A 15554-nucleotide genomic window follows, 5' to 3' on the forward strand; every position below is an offset into this window, starting at 1 on the left:
TTCTTGCACCTGTTTGGCGCGGGGCTCAAGCCGGAACGGGAAAAGTTTGCTCGGGCGTGAGGAAGGCACCGGCCGCGCGCAGGCGGTCGATGGTTTCGACGGCAGAGAACGCCCCGCCTGCGGTCAGCGATGCGGCGATACCCGCCGCCTGCCCCGTGGCCATACCGGTGCCCATGACCCGGATCGCCGCGCCACCCTTGCGGTCGCCATCGGCGAGGCGTCCGGCACAGAAGAGGTTGGGCGTGTCGACCGAATGCAGGCACGAAAGCGGGATCTGGTAGGTCGCCTTGTCGGGCGGGTAATCGAAGCTGCTGACAAAGCTGTCGCGGTCATGCCATTCCGCGCCCCAGGCGCCAAGCGCGATGCAATCGTCAAAGCTGCGGCGGCTGGCGATGTCGTCCCAGGTCAGGCGGGTGCGGCAATTCAGGTGGCGGGATTCGCGGGTGCCGATTTCCGGCCCGGTGGAGACGAGGTAGGCGCCCTCGCAGCCCTCGATCGTCTGGATCGCGGTCAGGTATGCCCAGGCCTGGCGGCGGGTGTCGGCCTCGGCCCGGCTGAGGGACCCGGCATCGCGCGGGTCGTAATCTGCGGAGGCGAGGTAGACAACCATGTCCCCCGAGAAGGGCAGCCGGACGATCACGCAGCGATCCTTGGTCACGGTGCCCGGCGGGAAGCCACGCGCCGCCACCGCGTCCGAGATCTGCTGGGCGGTGACGGTGACGCCCTTGGGAATGCCGCCGAACCGGGTGCCGAGCGTGCCCAGGTTCACCCCGTCCTCGTTGCCGTAGCGGGTGCTGGCCCCGCCATGGGCGGCCATGTCGCCATCGCCGGTGCAATCGACGAAGGCCCCCGCGGTGACCGTGGTTTCGCCGCCATGATCGGCATAGCGGACTGACGCGATCCGGTCGCCGTCGCGGGTGGCGCCGGTGACGAAGGCGCCGAACCGGGTGTCGACCCCGGCCTCTTCCGTCATCTGGTCGAAGATGCGCTTCAGCGCCTCCGGCTCGAACGTGGCAAAGACCCCGCGGAAGCGTTGCGGCGGGGTGATGGCGTCGAACTGGCGCAGGCGGTCGATCACCTCTCCGGGGATGCCACCGACGGCCTGGTGGGCGGTTTCGCCCAGCGTGTAGAGCCCGCAGAGCGTCAGCACGTTGCGCACCGCCGCCGCGCCACCAAGGCAGCCATGGCGTTCGATCAGCAGGGTGCGCGCGCCGTCCCGGGCGGCCGCGATGGCCGCGGCGGTGCCGGCTGTGCCGCCGCCGGCGACGATGACGTCGTAATCGGTGCTCATGTCCGCCACCCCAGCAGCCGTCGTTCGATGATGGCGATGGCGCCGCTGACCAGCACGCCCAGCACCGACAGGATCACCACCCCCGCGAACAGACGTTCGAGGTCATAGAGCGACCCGGCTTGCAGGATATAGGCGCCGATGCCGTATTCCGCGCCCAGCATTTCCGCTGCGACCAGCAGGATGATGGCGATGGCCAGGCTGATGCGCAGCCCCGACAGGATGCCGGGCATGGCGCCGGGCAGCACGATCTTGCGCACGATGGAGAACCACGAGAGCCCGAAGCTCTGCCCCATGCGGATCAGAGTGCGGTCCACGTTGTCGACCGCGCCATAGGTGGCCACGACCGTGGGGGTGAAGGTGCCGAAGGCGATCAGCGCGTATTTCGACCCTTCACCGATGCCGAACCAGATCACGAAAAGCGGCAGCAGCGCGATCTTGGGGATCGGGAAAAGCGCCGCGACCAGCGGGACCATGCCCGCGCGGATGTAGGAAAAGAGCCCGATCAGGATCCCCACCGACACGCCCAGCGACACGCCGAGCGCCGCCCCGACCGCGAGGCGCGACAGCGACGGGCCGAGATGCTTGAAGAGCAGGCCCGAGGCGTAGAGCTCCTGGAAGGTTTGCAGCACGTCCGAGGGTTTCGGCAGGGTCAGCGCGGAGATCCAGCCTGCCCGCGTGCCCCATTCGGCGATGGCGATCAGGACGAGGAAGACCACGAGCCCGACCCAGCGGCGCGGTTTCGGGGCAAAGCCGCCACCGCGGAAGCTGACCGGGCGGGCGGTGCCGTCCTCGGGCTTGGCCTTGGTGGCGGGGATCGTATCGAGGGTGGCGTCAGACATTGATCAGCTCCGCATCGGCGGCGCGGGCTTCGTCGCGCATGAGTTGCCAGAGGTGTTTCTGCTGCCGTTCCAGTTCCGGGTCGCCGTATTCCCGCTCGCCCAGGGGCGTGTCGAGTTCGACGATCTCGCGGATCTGGCCAGGACGGCGCGAGAGCACGACGATCCGGTGGCCCAGGCGCACGGCCTCGGCCAGGTTGTGGGTGACGTAGACGGCGGTGAAGGGCTGGCGGGTCCAGAGGCTGACGAGGTCGTCCATCAGCAATTCCCGCGTCTGGCTGTCGAGCGCGGAGAGCGGTTCGTCCATCAGCATGACGGCGGGTTTGACCGCCAGGGCGCGGGCGATGGCGACGCGCTGTTTCATGCCGCCGGAGAGCTGTTTCGGCAGGGCCTTGGCGAAATCGCTCAGCTTGGTCCGGGCCAGCACGTCGTCGATGATCGCGCGGGCGCGGGCGCCCTTGATCCCGTGATCCTCGAGCACGAGGGAGATGTTCCCCTCGACGCTGCGCCAGGGCAGCAGGGCGAAATCCTGGAAGATGTAGGTGAGCGGGTTCAGGCAGCCCTCGGGCGGGTTGCCGACCTGCACGACACGGCCCTGGCTGGGCCGTTCCAGCCCGCCGATGAAGCGCAGCAGCGTGGATTTCCCACAACCGGAGGGGCCGACGATACAGACGATCCTGCCATCCGGGATGTCGAGGGTGATGTCGCGCATCACCTCGAAATCGTCATAGGAATGGCTGATGTTTTCCAGCCTTATGTCCATGTGGCCTCCGGTGGTCTGGGTGAGGTGATTGCGTGCGCTGCTGCGAAATCGAGGGACGCGCCCGACCCTGGCTGGGCGCTTTGGTGGGCGTCGGCTGGGGGTGCGCATTCAAGCAGCGGTGTTGTTCGAGCTGTACAGGTCATCGCCAATGCGCCCTCCCGGGGGGAGGGTCGGGCGCGGCCCGGGCTTTCAGCCCGTGCCATGGTAGCGGCTGGTGATTGGGCGTATGGGGTGGCAGCGGTCCATGCGCAAGCAAAGGCACGGGACCCGCAGGTCCCGTGCGAGGGGGCAGAGAGGGTCCCTGCCCGGCTCATCAGCTCATCGTCTCGACATAGGAGGTGTTGACGAGGTCCTCGATCGTCACGCCCTGGTCGACGTAATCGCCGGCCTTGAACCATTCCAGCTGATCCTGGACGGAGGCCATGTTCAGCTTGGCGCCCTCGTTGATCCGCATCGTGCCGTTCACGATCGACGGCTTGGCCTTTTCGAAGGGGCGGTCGGCATAGACGTATTGATGGATCAGCTTGACCATCTCGTCGACGCCGGCCTCGCCATCCGCCATGTCGATCATGGTGGAGTTGTAGTCGGTCACCCCCTTGGAGAACCCGGCGAGGAAGGCCTCGGTCTTGTCGCGCTGGTTCTCGGCATTGTCGGTGGAGGTGAAGACGGTCGTGGTCTGGTAGCCCGGCAGGTAATCCTGCACCGCGCCGATGATATGCACCGCGCCCGAGCCGGCCAGCGGCTTGGCGATGTGGGGCACGATGTTCCAGGCGTCGATCTGGCCCGACTTGATCGCGCCGATCACGGCGCCGACCTTCTGCAGCGGCTTGAAGGACATGGAGATGCCTTCGGCCTGGGCGATCTTGTCCCCGACATAGTGGAAGGACGACCCGGTCTGGGTCACGCCATAGGCCTTGCCGTCCAGCATCGCGGGGCTGGTGACACCGGCCTGATACGCCGCGTCGGAGGCGAGGATCTGCTGGCCGTCGATGCCCTCTTCCTCGATCAGCGCGCCGCCGATCACCTTGATCGCGCCCTTCTGCGCAAGGCTGATCAGGCCGCCGGAAATCGCGGTCACGGCATAGTCGATATCGCCCGAGGCGATGGCGACGGCCATGGGCTGGGCGGCCTGGAAGAATTCCAGCTCGACGTCGAGGCCGGCATCGGCGAAGTACCCGCGATCCTTGGCCACGAAGCTGCCGGAATGCGAGGTGAAGCGCAGTGCGCCGACCTTGATCTTGGTGTTCTGGGCGATGGCCGGTGCGGCCAGCGCGGTGGTGGCGGCAGCGCCACCGAGGATAAGTGCCTGACGGCGGTTCAGCTTGATCATCTGGTCTCCTCCCTATGATCTGGGTTTCGGGGGTTAGCCCCCCGTCTTCAATTCGGCCGCGATATCCTGGTCCAGGATCGCGACCGCGGTTTCGGTGTCGCGCGCCAGCACGGCGTCAAGCAGCGCGCGCTGCCGCGCCGCGCGGGCGGGAAAGTCGAGCCGTCCCTCGCGCAGCAGCGCCAGGCGGAAGCGGCGGCTCTGGTCGAAGAACTTGCGGTGCAGGTCGATGAGGCGCGGGCTGTGGCAGGCCTCGATCAGGGTGGCGGAAAAGGCGCGGCAGGCCTCGTCCCATTCCAGCGCGGTCAGGTCGTCGGGGTCCCGGGCGACCCGGTCCTCGGCCTTGCGCAGGGCGTGGTGGGCAGCGATCACGCGCCCCTCCCAGCCGGTATCGCCATGGGCGATGGCCAGGGTGAGCGCGACGCGTTCCATCTGGCTGCGCACCAGGGTGATGTCGCGGAGGTCTTCTTCTGTCGCGGAGGTGACGCGGAAGCCGCGTTGCGCCGTCGCCTCGACCAGCCCTTCGGCCGAGAGCATCCGCAAGGTTTCCCGCATCGAATGGTTCGACCCGCCATAGCGCTGGCGCAGCGCTTCGATCTTGAGTTTCTGGTTGGGTTGCAGCGCCCCGAACGAGATGTCGCGGCGCAGGGCAGAGGCCAGCATGGTGACGACGGTGTCGTCCTCTTTTTCCTCGCGTCGGAAAATCACCTGGCGCTCCTCCCAAAACGTTGGAGATTTCTGGAGGTGTTGGACAGTCTTGTCAACCGGCCGGTCAGTGTCAGATGCGGGGGCAAAATGTCGGGCCGAACGCAAGGCAGCGCCGACCGGAGGGGTGGCGCTGCGCTTGGATCGTGTCGGTCGAATAACGGGGGGAGCCGAGGTCAGCCGGTCATGTCCGCCAGCAGGCCACGCAGCAGGTCGATGTCCTGCGGGCGGGTCAGCGTGGGGGCGTGGCCGCATTCCGCGATCTCGGTCACTGCGGGGCGCGGGCCTGAACCTGCGAGGCGCTCCGCGATACCGGGCGTCAGCAGGTCCGAGGTCGCGCCGCGGATGACATGGGTCGGCAGGGTGATCCGTTCCCAACGGTCCCAGGTGGTCATTTCCTGCGGCGAGGCGGTGAACTGCACGGTGATGCGCGGGTCGTAATGCAGGGTGAAGGTCCCCTGCCCCGTCCGCCGCACGGAGGTGCGTGTCATCCGCCGCCAATACCCTTCGGAGGCGGGTCCGAAGGGCGTGTATGCCGACCGAAACCAGGCCTCGGCCTCGCGCAGCGTGGCGAAGCGCGGCGCGGAAGAGGCATAGGCGAGGATTCGGTCGATCGCCTCCTGCGGGACCTCGGGGCCGATATCGTTGATGATCAGGCAGGACAGCCGGTCGGCCAGCGGGCCGGAGGCCATGCGCATGCCGATCTGCCCGCCCATGGAGGTGCCCAGCCAGGCCGCGCGGTCGATGCCGTAATGGTCCAGCAGGTCGGCGGCGATACCGGAGTAATATTCGATCGAATGCTCGGCCTCGGGGTTTTCCGACCAGCTGGACAGGCCGCGCCCGATCGTGTCGGGGCAGAGCACGAAATAGCTGTCGGACAGGGCCGCGGCGGTTTCGTCGAAATCCCGCCCCGTCCGCGCCAGCCCGTGCCACATGACCAACGGCGGGGCGGACGGATCGCCCCATTCGGTCACGTGGATTTCGTGATCCAGCACGGGGACATAGGCGAAGCGCGGGCCGTTCCCTGCGGTGTCCACCGGAAGGCCGGTCATGCCCGTGCCCCCTTCTGCGCGATGGTGCCGGCGATACCCTTGGGGAAGAAATACACCAGCAGGATGAAGATGATCCCCAGCCAGAAGAGCCAGCGGTCGGGGTTCAGCACCTCGGGCAGCAGCGGGATGTTCGCCGTCGCCTCGGCCGCCGTGCCCATCAGGTCGCGCAGGTAGTATTGCGCCATGACCATCAACACCGCGCCGATCACCGCGCCCCACATGGTGCCCATGCCACCGATCACGACCATCAGCAGGATGTCGATCATGATCGCGAAGCTGAGCGTCGTGTCGGGCCCGGTATATTTCAGCCAGATCGCGTAGACCGTCCCGGCGAGCGAGGCCAGCAGCGCCGCGATGACGAAGACGAAGGTGCGGTAGGCGACGACGCGGTAGCCGATCGCCTCGGCCCGGGCCTCGTTCTCGCGGATGGCCTTGAGGACGGTGCCGATGGGCGAGCCGACAAGGCGCAGCATGAAGAGGAACATCGCCAGCGACGTGAAGAAGACGAAGTAATAGGCCGCAAGCTTGCCATTCAGACGCACGCCGAAGATGCGCACGACCTTGCCTTCTTCGTCCACGAACAGCTTGGTCGCGGTCTTGAAGATGTCCGGGGAGCGGTAGGTGATCCCGTCTTCGCCGCCGGTGAATTGCGACAGCTGCGAGGCCAGGACCAGCGCGACCGAAGCGGTGGCGAGGGTGATCATGGCGAAGAAGATCGCCTTGACCCTGAGCGACAGCAGCCCGACGGCCACGGCCACCACCAGCGACACGGCCATGCCGGCCACGGCGCCCAGTGCCACCGCGTCCCAGCCCGGCCCCATCTGTTTCAGCGCGATGGCCGCGCCATAGGCGCCGAAGCCGAAGAACATGGTATGGGCGAAGCTGACGATGCCGGTATAGCCGATCAGCAGGTCATAGCTGGCCACCAGCACGATGAAGACGCAGATCCGGGCGGCCACCTCGAGAGAGCGGACATCCTGGAACAGGAACGGGGCGAACAGCAGGAGCGCGGCAATCACCAGCACGGCGGCCTTCACGATCACGGAGCCCTGGGTCGAAGGAATAGCGTTCATGTCGGGCCTCACTTCACCGCCGGGCGCAGCCCGTTGGGGCGCCAGAGCAGGATAATCATCATCAGGATCATGTTGGACGCCAGCGCCAGTTTCGGCGCGAGGAAGCCCACGTAGTTCGAGACCAGCCCGACCATGATCGCGCCCAGCAGCGTGCCCTCGACCGAGCCGAGACCGCCGATGATCACGACGATGAAGACGACGATCATCATCTCGGCGCCCAGCGACGGGGTGATCAGCGTTTCATAACCCGCCCACATGGCCCCGCCCATGGCCGCCAGCGCGGAGCCCGCCATGAAGACGCCGATGAAGAGCCGGTCGATGCGGAAGCCCAGGGCCTCCACCATCTCGCGGTTCTCGACGCCGGCGCGGATCAGCAGGCCCAGCCGCGTGCGGTTGAGCGTGAAGTAGAGCGCGAGGTAGACGATCAGCCCCAGCAGGAAGGCGAAGGCGCGGTAGACCTCGATGGTGACGTCGCCGATCAGGAACGCGCCTTCCAGGAAATGCGGCCGTGGCACGGACATCGGCGTGCCGCCCCAGATCGCCAGGATGGCCTGTTCGACCACGATCAGCGCGCCCATGGTGATCAGGATCTGGCGCAGGTGGTCGGAATAGACCGGCTTGATGATCACCGTCTCGAAGAACCACCCGGCGGCGAGGCCGAACAGGATCGCGGCGGTGAAGGCGATGAAGAGCGCGGCGGAGTTCAGCAGGACCGAATCCGAGCCCAGCCAGCCGCCCATCCAGGCCAGCACGGTAGCGGCAATGAAGGCGCCGAGGCTGACAAAGGCGGAATGGCCGAAGTTCAGCACGTCCATCAGGCCGAAGACGAGGCTGAGCCCCGAGGCCATGAGGAAGATCATCATGCCCATGGCCAGCCCGGCGACGGTCAGCGTCATCCAGGAGGACGGCGCGCCGATCAGCACGAAGGCCACCAGCGCCACGGCGAGCGGCAGCAGGTTCACCCCGCCGACCCGTGTCAGAGTTGCATTCATCTGGTTCATTCTCTCCCCCTTCAGACCGACAGGCTGAGCAGGCGGTCCTGCAATGCGCGGTCGGCCACGAAATCGGCCATGGAGCCGGCATGGGCGATCCGGCCGTCATCGATGACGGCCATGTCGCGGCCCAGCGACTTGGCAAATTCGAAATTCTGTTCGACCAGCAGGATGGTCGTGGTGTCGGATATCTCGCGGAAGGCCTCGGCCATGGCGTCGACGATGGCGGGCGCGAGGCCCTTTGTGGGTTCGTCGATCAGGATCAGGTCCCGCGGTTCGATGATCGCCCGGGCGACCGAGAGCATCTGTTTCTGCCCGCCCGACAGGGACCAGGCCTGCTTGGTCCAGAACTTCTCCAGCGCCGGGAACAGGCGGTAGATGCGGTTCAGGCGGTCGCGGTCGAACTTGCCCTTGGCGGTGGCGAGGACGAGGTTTTCCTCGACCGTGAGACCGCCGAAGATGCCCATGTTCTCGGGCACGAAGGCGATGCCCAGGCGCGCGATGTCGGCGGTGTGCAGGGCGGTGATGTCCTGGCCGCGGAACATGACCGAACCGGGCGACGGCCGCCACATCCCCATGATCGAGCGCAGGGTCGTGGTCTTGCCGGCACCGTTGCGGCCCAGCAGGACAAAGACGCCGCCCTCGGGCACGGTCAGGCTGATGTCATGCAGCACGGCATATTCACCGATATTGGTCTGCATGTTGGTGAGGCTGAGAAGGGTCATGCGGCCTCCGTCGATTTGCCGAGATAAACGTCGCGCACGATCTGGGAAGACATGACCTCCTCCGGCGGGCCATCGGCCAGCAATTCGCCGTTGTGCAGCACGATGATCCGGTCGGCCAGCGCGCGGACCACGTCCATCTTGTGTTCGACCAGAAGCACGGTCTTGGTGCGGTCCTTCTTGATCTCGGCGATCAGGTCCAGCACGTCGGGCGCGTGATCGAGGCTCATCCCCGCCGTGGGTTCGTCGAACATGTAGATGTCGGGCTCCATCGCCATCAGCAGCGCGACCTCGAGCTTGCGCTGGTCGCCATGCGGCAGCGCCGAGGCGGGCTGATGCGCCTTGTCGGTCAGCTTGGTCGCTTCGAGATAGCGTTCTGCCTTCTCGGTCAGCTCGGTCAGGGCCTCGACCCGGCGCAGCAATTTCCAGCCCGCACCGGAGCGTGCCTGCACGGCGAGGCGGATGTTTTCCAGGACGGTCAGGCCGGGAAAGAGGTTGGTCAGCTGGAAGGCGCGGCCGATGCCGTGATGGGCGCGGGCCGAGGGGGCCATCGCGGTCAGGTCCGTGCCATCCTTCAGGACCTTGCCCGAGGTGGCGGTCAACTGACCGGAGATGAGGTTGAAATAGGTGGTCTTTCCGGCGCCGTTGGGGCCGACGATCACGGTCAGCTCTCCGGGGCGGAATTCGCAGGAGACGGCGTTGACGGCGACATGGCCGCCGAAGCGGATCGTCAGGTCCTGCGTGACAAGGGACGGTTGGGTCATTTGGTCGGGTCCGATCCGTCGGAATTACGGTGTGAAGCGGTCTGCCGCCCGTCGCCCTGTCCCTTGCATGGGATGGGTCGGAGTGGGTGGCCGGCCGTTGCGCGGCGGGCCATCACGGTGTTCAGGCGGGGGTGGTGTCCCGGCCCGCAGAGGGGGCCGGGACGGGTGCGATCAATTCTCGCGGCCGATGGGGATGTTCATCTCTTCGGCGGGGATGATCCGGACCTTTTCCGGGATCGCCCATTCGACGTCATCCTCGACCTTGATCTTGAAGTGCAGCATGTCCTGCAGGGCCTGGTGGTCCTCGGCGCGGAAAGTCATCCCGCCCTTGGGCGTGTCCCAGGACATGCCTTCCATCGTCTCGATCAGGGTTTCGGTGTCCCATTCCGGGGCCGCTTCGAGGGCCGCGACCACGGCGAGCGCTGCGGACATGCCACCGGCGGTGAAGAAGTCCGGCGGGCTGTCGAAGCGTTCCATGTGGGTTTCGACGAGCCAGTTGTTGATCTCGTTGTCGAAGGCTTCGTAGTAGTAATAGACCGCCCCCTCGAGACCCGGGAACCGCTTGTAGGTCGGCAAGACTGGCAGGATATGCCCGCCCATCGAGATCTCGATGTCGTAGCGGCCCGGATCCATCGCCTGGATCTTGCCCGGCGCGTCGCCGCCACCGGCGATGTAGATCAGGATGACCTTGCGGCCTTCTTCATCCTTCAGCGCGTTGAACATGCGTTCCGCCACGGCGGTGAAGTCGGTGGTGCCCTGGGGCACGTATTCCTCGGTCACGACCGTCGCGCCGGAACCGTCGAGCGCGGCCTTGAAGGCCTCGATCCCGTCACGGCCGAACGCGTAATCCTCGGCCAGGGTGGCAACGACGAGGTTTTCGTCGGGCTGGAGCGCGAGCGCCTGGGCCTGCATGTCCATCGAGGAGTTGCGCGAGGTCTTGAACACGTAGCGGTTGCTGTCGGGGCCGGTGAGGCTGTCGGCCACGGCGGGCTCGACGATCAGGATCTTCTCGTATTCCTCGGCAATCGGCAGCATCGCCTGGGTCACACCGGACGAGGTCGCGCCAACGGCCAGCAGCACTTCGTCATCGCCATAGGCCTCGGCCAGGACGGCGCGGGCCACGTCGGGCTTGAACTGGCTGTCCTTGATGACCAGCTCCACCGGGCGGCCCTTGATCTCGTTGGTGCCGCCGGTGGCATATTCGATCCCCAGCTCGAACCCGGTCTGGGCCTGCTTGGAAAATGCCTCGAAGGCGTGGCCGGAAATGCCGTGAACCAGGCCGATCTTGACCGGGTCCTGGGCCTGCGCCGGCACGGCGATGGCGAGCCCGAACAAAGCTCCGCCAATCAGTTTGAACACTGACGTCATGGGGTCCTCCTCCCTATATGGGAACGGCGGGCGGTCATTGCGCAGCCCCGTCCCGTTCTCTAACTTCCTTGTGGCGTGAAAGGTCACAGACGGACCGTCGAGAGGCAATATTGTGGAAATACGTATCGAGGACAGCTACCGCTCGGGCCGGTTCGAGGAGATCGCGTTTCTCTATGCGCCGGTCGGTCTGGTGGTGACCGAGAACCGGGTCATCCGGGATTGCAATTTCGCCTTCGCAGAGATGTTCGGCTATGACCGGGACGACCTTAAAGACGAATTGTTTTCAAGTCTTTATCCCAGCCGGGAGGAGTTCGTGAACATCCGCGACCGGGGCGTGAACCGGCTAAGGGAGACCAACACGTACTGGGACGAACGGATCATGGCGCGCAAGAACGGGGCGCTGTTCTGGTGCCGGGTGCGCGGCCATTCCTTCACCCCGGACGACCCGTTGCAGCGCGCCGTCTGGAGCTTTGCGGACCTGTCCGAGATCCGCCCCTATTCGGCGTTGACGCGACGGGAACGCGAGATCGTGTCCTTCCTGGCGGACGGTCTGACGAGCAAGGAAATCGCCCAGCGGCTGGATCTGTCCTACCGGACGGTCGAGGTCTACCGCGCGAAGCTTTTGAAGAAGTTCGGGGTGACCAATACCAACGCCCTTCTGCAGGCGCTTGGCGATATCGAATCGGCCCATGTGGTGAACCGCGGGGCGGAGGGGGAGTGATCCCCCTGCCCCGCGCGGCGCCTCAGCCGAAGAGTTTCTTCGCCTCGTCGGCGGTGTAGCGCCCCAAGCGCACATCCTCGGCCACGAGGGCCGGATCACGCTGCGTGGCCGGGCCGTAGCCGCCGCCGCCGGGCGTACGCACATGGACGCGGTCGCCGGCCTTCAGGGCGATGTCCTGCGCCTTGGACAGGTGCTCGGGCGTGGTGCTTTCGCCGTCGCGGGTGACCACGACGCGGTTCACCCCGCCATCGCCGCCGCCCAGCACGCCCTGGGGGCCGAACCGCCCGTGATCCATGACGAAACTTGCCCGCGCCGTCCCCTTGAGCAGCTCCACCTCGTAATCTAGCCCGAAGCCGCCGCGATGCTCCCCCGCCCCGCCCGAGCCCTCGTGCAGGGCGTAGCGATGATAGAGGACGGGGAATTGCTGTTCCATGATCTCGACCGGCGGGGATTTGGAGATGCCGATGGTCGAACACCCGTTCGAGATGCCGTCGCCGCCCTCGTAGCCGCCATAGCCGCCGCCCGAGATCTGGTACATCACGTAGCTGCGCCCTTCCTCGGGCACCTCGCCCCCCAGGGCAAAGTTGCCCGACGTGCCCGCCGGGGCCGCGGTGACGATGTCGGGCAGCGGGTCGACAAGGGCGGCAAAGACCGCCTCGGCGATGCGCTGACTGACCTCTGCGGCGCAGCCCGAGACCGGGCGCGGATATTGCGCGTCGAGGAACGTGCCCTCGGGGCGAATGATGTTCAGCGGCTCGAAGGCGCCGGCGCTGATCGGAACGTCGGGAAAGATGTGGCGCATCGCCAGGTAGACCGACGACAGCGTCGTCGCGAGGACGGAGTTCATCGGCCCGGCGCAGGGGGCCGATGAACCGGTGAAATCGAAGGTCAGGCTGTCGCCGTCGCTGGTCACCGCAAGGCGGATTTCCAGCGGTTCGTTGACCACCCCGTCACTGTCGATGAACGCCGTCGAGCTATAGGTGCCCGCCGGGATGCGCGCGATATTGGCGCGCATCTGCTGGGCCGCGCGGTCGCGCAATTCGGTGATCGCGGCGCGCACCGTGTCGTCGCCGTAGCGATCCAGCAGCCGGGTCAGGCGCGCCTGGCCGACATACAGCGCGGCAGCCTGGGCCTTCACGTCGCCGATCCGCTGATCCGCCACGCGGATGTTGGAGCAGATGATGCCGTAGATCTCGGGATCGAGCGTGCCTTCCTTGAAGAGCCGCACGGGCGGCAGCCGCAGGCCCTCCTGTTCGACCGCCGTGGCAGAGGCCGAGAACCCGCCGGGCACCGCGCCGCCGGTATCGGGCCAGTGCCCGGTATTGGACAGCCAACAGAAGATTTCGCCGTTCCGGTAGACCGGCATCGCAAAGCGCACGTCCATCAGGTGGGTGCCACCCAGGTAGGGGTCGTTGACGATGTAGATGTCGCCTTCCCTGGGCGCGATGGCCCGGCCGTCGCGGATCATCTCGATCAGGGTGGCGGTGGAATATTGCATCGTGCCGACAAAGACCGGCAGGCCCATGGAGCCCTGGGCGATCAGGCTGCCATCCTCGGCCGAATAGATACCGTCCGAGCGGTCGTTCGCCTCTGCGATCACCGGAGAGAACGCAGCGCGGGAGAAGCTCAGGTCCATCTCGTCGCAGACCTGCTGAAGGCCGGACTGGATGACGGTCAGGGTGATCGGGTCGATACTCATGTCAGCTCTCCTCGTCGGGTCTGTCCTGCGGCGCCGGACCGTTCCGGCGTGGCGCAACCCGCATCCCGGCCCGTCTTCCGATCTTCATCTTGCCAGAAATACTCCGCGGGGGTCCGGGGGCGCGAAGCCCCCGGTGGCGGGACGCAAATCCTCTGTGCGCCGCTCATCCCCCTGACCCCACGGTCACGATGAGGTTGCCGTCGTGGTCCTGCACGGCGGTATCGCCCGGCTCCATCACCAGGGTGCAATCCATCTGTTCCACGATGGCCGGTCCGGTCAGGGTCGCGTCGGCGGGCAGGTGATCGCGCCAGTAGACCGGCGTGTCGGTCCAGCCGTCGAACCAGACGGAGCGGGTGTCGGTGCGCGCCTCTTCCAGCGTGGCCTTGCGGGCCGACGCGTCGATCAGCAGGGACAGGTCGACCTCGGGCCGGCGGCCGATGACGGAGGTGTTGACGTTGACGAGGGCAGCGCGGATTTCCGGAAGCTCCACCTGGAAGCGGCGGAAATAGGCGGCCTCGAACAGGCGCTGAAGCTCTTCGCGGCTGGGCGTCGCCGTGGGCAGCGGAACGCGCAGCAGGTGGGTCTGGCCGATGAACTGCATGTCGACGGAATGCGACACGTGCAGGTCCGCGATCTCGACCCGTTCGCGGTCGATCGCGGCGCGGCCGTCCTCGACCTGGCGGGTGAAGGCGGCGTGGACCTCGTCCATGTCGCACAGGTCGAGCGGCTGGTTCACCGTCTGCACGAAATCGTGGCGTAGGTCGGCGACGATACAGCCAAGCGCGTTGGTGATGCCGGGCCGCGCGGGCACCAGCACACGGGGCACGCCCAGTTCGCGCGCGATGGCGCAGGCATGCAGCGGACCAGCCCCCCCGAAGGCGAAGAGCGCGAAATCGCGCGGGTCCTCGCCCAGGGAGATCGACACCATCCGCACCGCGTCGGCCATCTTGGCTGTGGCGATGCGCAGCACGGCCGAGGCCGCCTCGACCGCGTCGATGCCCAGCGGATCGCCGATCTTCGCGGCGAAGGCATCTCGGATCGTGTCGAGCGACACGTCGCCCGAGATCGTGTTCAGCTTGCCCGGGTTCATCCGGCCCAGAAGCATGTTGGCGTCGGAAATCGTCGGCTCCTCCCCGCCCTTGCCGTAGCAGATCGGCCCGGGGGTGGAGCCGGCGCTGTCCGGCCCGACCTGAAGCAGCCCCGCCGCATTGACCCGCGCGATCGACCCGCCCCCGGCGCCGACGGTGCGTACATCGACCATGGGGACGTGGATCGGCATGGCATATTCGATCTCGATCTCGTGGCTGACGGCCGGGTCGGCGCCGCGGATCATCGCCACGTCGGTCGAGGTGCCGCCCATGTCGTAGGTCAGCAGGTCGGGAATATGCGCGCGCCGCCCGGTATAGGCGGCGGCCATGACCCCCGAGGCGGGGCCGGACATGACGGTCTTGGCGGCCTCTTCGGCGACGATCCGGGCAGAGACCATGCCGCCATTGCCGTTCATCACCAGCAGGTCGCGGGCATAGCCGCGTTCGGACAGCCGGTCGGCCAGACGTTCCACGTAGCGGCGCAGCAGCGGCTGCACGCTGGCATTGACGGCAGCGGTCACGCCGCGTTCGAATTCGCGGCTTTCCGACAGCAGCGCATGGCCGAGGGTGATGTTGCCGTTGGGCCATTCCTCGCGGGCGATCTCTCCGGCGCGGGCCTCGTGGGCGGGGTTGGCATAGGCGTGCAGGAAGTGGATCACCAGCGCCTCGCAGCCCTCATCCGCCAGCTGGCGCAGGGCGGCGCGCAGGGCGTTCTCGTCCAGGGCCGTGTGCACGCTGCCATCGGCGAGCATGCGTTCGGGCACTTCGAGCCGCAGGTCGCGCGGGATCAGTGGGCGGAACTGACCCTTGAGGCCATAGGCGTTCGGGCGGGTGCGGCGGCCAAGCTCCAGCACGTCGCGAAAGCCGCGCGTGGTGATCAGCCCGGTCTTGCAGAGCTGGCGTTCCAGCACCGCGTTGGTCGTGGTGGTGGTGCCATGCACGATCAGGTCGAGCGCGGCGGCGTCGACCTCGGCCGCGTCCAGTGCGGCCAGCACACCATGGGCCTGGTTGTCGAGCGTCGTGGGCACCTTGGCCAGCCGCACGCGGCCGGCGCGGCTGTCGTAATGCACGAGGTCGGTGAAGGTGCCGCCCACGTCGATCCCGGCGAAACTGCCGGTCAGCTCGGTCTGGTCTGTCATTTGCTGGCCCTGTC

The 15554-nt window shown here is 66.8% G+C and carries 14 protein-coding genes; 1 reads left to right on the forward strand and 13 read right to left on the reverse strand.

The window, feature by feature from the left end; translation table 11 throughout:
- Positions 1 to 25: 25 nt before the first annotated feature.
- The 11 genes from ATO9_RS10975 to ATO9_RS11025 form a co-directional block, all read right to left on the reverse strand.
- Positions 26 to 1291, reverse strand: coding sequence for an FAD-dependent oxidoreductase (locus ATO9_RS10975; RefSeq protein ID WP_043748383.1), 1266 nt, complete (start codon positions 1289 to 1291; stop codon positions 26 to 28).
- Positions 1288 to 2130: an ABC transporter permease gene (locus tag ATO9_RS10980; protein WP_043748385.1), complete on the reverse strand. Its 843-nt coding sequence runs from the start codon at positions 2128 to 2130 to the stop codon at positions 1288 to 1290. The genes ATO9_RS10975 and ATO9_RS10980 overlap by 4 nt, the downstream gene beginning before the upstream one ends.
- Positions 2123 to 2890: an ABC transporter ATP-binding protein gene (locus ATO9_RS10985; protein WP_043748387.1), complete on the reverse strand. Its 768-nt coding sequence runs from the start codon at positions 2888 to 2890 to the stop codon at positions 2123 to 2125. The genes ATO9_RS10980 and ATO9_RS10985 overlap by 8 nt, the downstream gene beginning before the upstream one ends.
- A 313-nt stretch (positions 2891 to 3203) precedes the next feature.
- Complete coding sequence (locus tag ATO9_RS10990; protein ID WP_043748388.1) at positions 3204 to 4220, reverse strand: ABC transporter substrate-binding protein; 1017 nt, start codon at positions 4218 to 4220, stop codon at positions 3204 to 3206.
- Positions 4221 to 4253: 33 nt separating this feature from the next.
- Positions 4254 to 4925, reverse strand: a complete 672-nt coding sequence (locus ATO9_RS10995) for a GntR family transcriptional regulator (RefSeq protein ID WP_043748389.1) — start codon at positions 4923 to 4925, stop codon at positions 4254 to 4256.
- A gap of 173 nt (positions 4926 to 5098) precedes the next feature.
- Complete coding sequence (locus ATO9_RS11000; protein WP_043748393.1) at positions 5099 to 5974, reverse strand: alpha/beta fold hydrolase; 876 nt, start codon at positions 5972 to 5974, stop codon at positions 5099 to 5101.
- Complete coding sequence (locus ATO9_RS11005) at positions 5971 to 7047, reverse strand: branched-chain amino acid ABC transporter permease (RefSeq protein ID WP_043748395.1); 1077 nt, start codon at positions 7045 to 7047, stop codon at positions 5971 to 5973. The genes ATO9_RS11000 and ATO9_RS11005 overlap by 4 nt, the downstream gene beginning before the upstream one ends.
- Before the next feature lie 8 nt (positions 7048 to 7055).
- Complete coding sequence (locus tag ATO9_RS11010) at positions 7056 to 8048, reverse strand: branched-chain amino acid ABC transporter permease (protein ID WP_043748396.1); 993 nt, start codon at positions 8046 to 8048, stop codon at positions 7056 to 7058.
- 11 nt (positions 8049 to 8059) lie between these two features.
- Complete coding sequence (locus ATO9_RS11015) at positions 8060 to 8764, reverse strand: ABC transporter ATP-binding protein (protein ID WP_043748398.1); 705 nt, start codon at positions 8762 to 8764, stop codon at positions 8060 to 8062.
- A complete protein-coding gene (locus ATO9_RS11020; RefSeq protein ID WP_043748400.1) occupies positions 8761 to 9525 on the reverse strand; it encodes an ABC transporter ATP-binding protein in 765 nt (254 codons plus the stop codon). Before ATO9_RS11020 ends, ATO9_RS11015 begins: the two co-directional genes overlap by 4 nt.
- A gap of 171 nt (positions 9526 to 9696) precedes the next feature.
- Positions 9697 to 10893: a substrate-binding domain-containing protein gene (locus tag ATO9_RS11025; protein ID WP_043748402.1), complete on the reverse strand. Its 1197-nt coding sequence runs from the start codon at positions 10891 to 10893 to the stop codon at positions 9697 to 9699.
- 112 nt (positions 10894 to 11005) lie between these two features.
- Between ATO9_RS11025 and ATO9_RS11030 the strand changes: the two genes are divergently transcribed.
- Entirely contained in the window at positions 11006 to 11614 is a 609-nt protein-coding gene (locus ATO9_RS11030) for a helix-turn-helix domain-containing protein (RefSeq protein ID WP_043748405.1), read from the forward strand.
- A 22-nt stretch (positions 11615 to 11636) separates the two neighbouring features.
- Here ATO9_RS11030 and ATO9_RS11035 read toward each other — a convergent pair whose 3' ends face one another.
- Positions 11637 to 13313, reverse strand: coding sequence for a hydantoinase B/oxoprolinase family protein (locus ATO9_RS11035; protein ID WP_043748406.1), 1677 nt, complete (start codon positions 13311 to 13313; stop codon positions 11637 to 11639).
- A gap of 163 nt (positions 13314 to 13476) precedes the next feature.
- Complete coding sequence (locus ATO9_RS11040; RefSeq protein ID WP_043748411.1) at positions 13477 to 15540, reverse strand: hydantoinase/oxoprolinase family protein; 2064 nt, start codon at positions 15538 to 15540, stop codon at positions 13477 to 13479.
- Between the last annotated feature and the right edge of the window lie 14 nt (positions 15541 to 15554).

Source organism: Pseudooceanicola atlanticus (assembly GCF_000768315.1).
In the GTDB taxonomy this organism is placed as follows: domain Bacteria; phylum Pseudomonadota; class Alphaproteobacteria; order Rhodobacterales; family Rhodobacteraceae; genus Pseudooceanicola; species Pseudooceanicola atlanticus.

Bases quoted from the DNA above. Each gene is read 5' to 3' on its own strand.
- ATO9_RS10975 (WP_043748383.1), bottom strand. From the start codon at position 1,291: ATGAGCACCGATTACGACGTCATCGTCGCCGGCGGCGGCACAGCCGGC.
- ATO9_RS10980 (WP_043748385.1), bottom strand. From the start codon at position 2,130: ATGTCTGACGCCACCCTCGATACGATCCCCGCCACCAAGGCCAAGCCC.
- ATO9_RS10985 (WP_043748387.1), bottom strand. From the start codon at position 2,890: ATGGACATAAGGCTGGAAAACATCAGCCATTCCTATGACGATTTCGAG.
- ATO9_RS10990 (WP_043748388.1), bottom strand. From the start codon at position 4,220: ATGATCAAGCTGAACCGCCGTCAGGCACTTATCCTCGGTGGCGCTGCC.
- ATO9_RS11000 (WP_043748393.1), bottom strand. From the start codon at position 5,974: ATGACCGGCCTTCCGGTGGACACCGCAGGGAACGGCCCGCGCTTCGCC.
- ATO9_RS11005 (WP_043748395.1), bottom strand. From the start codon at position 7,047: ATGAACGCTATTCCTTCGACCCAGGGCTCCGTGATCGTGAAGGCCGCC.
- ATO9_RS11010 (WP_043748396.1), bottom strand. From the start codon at position 8,048: ATGAACCAGATGAATGCAACTCTGACACGGGTCGGCGGGGTGAACCTG.
- ATO9_RS11015 (WP_043748398.1), bottom strand. From the start codon at position 8,764: ATGACCCTTCTCAGCCTCACCAACATGCAGACCAATATCGGTGAATAT.
- ATO9_RS11020 (WP_043748400.1), bottom strand. From the start codon at position 9,525: ATGACCCAACCGTCCCTTGTCACGCAGGACCTGACGATCCGCTTCGGC.
- ATO9_RS11025 (WP_043748402.1), bottom strand. From the start codon at position 10,893: ATGACGTCAGTGTTCAAACTGATTGGCGGAGCTTTGTTCGGGCTCGCC.
- ATO9_RS11035 (WP_043748406.1), bottom strand. From the start codon at position 13,313: ATGAGTATCGACCCGATCACCCTGACCGTCATCCAGTCCGGCCTTCAG.
- ATO9_RS11040 (WP_043748411.1), bottom strand. From the start codon at position 15,540: ATGACAGACCAGACCGAGCTGACCGGCAGTTTCGCCGGGATCGACGTG.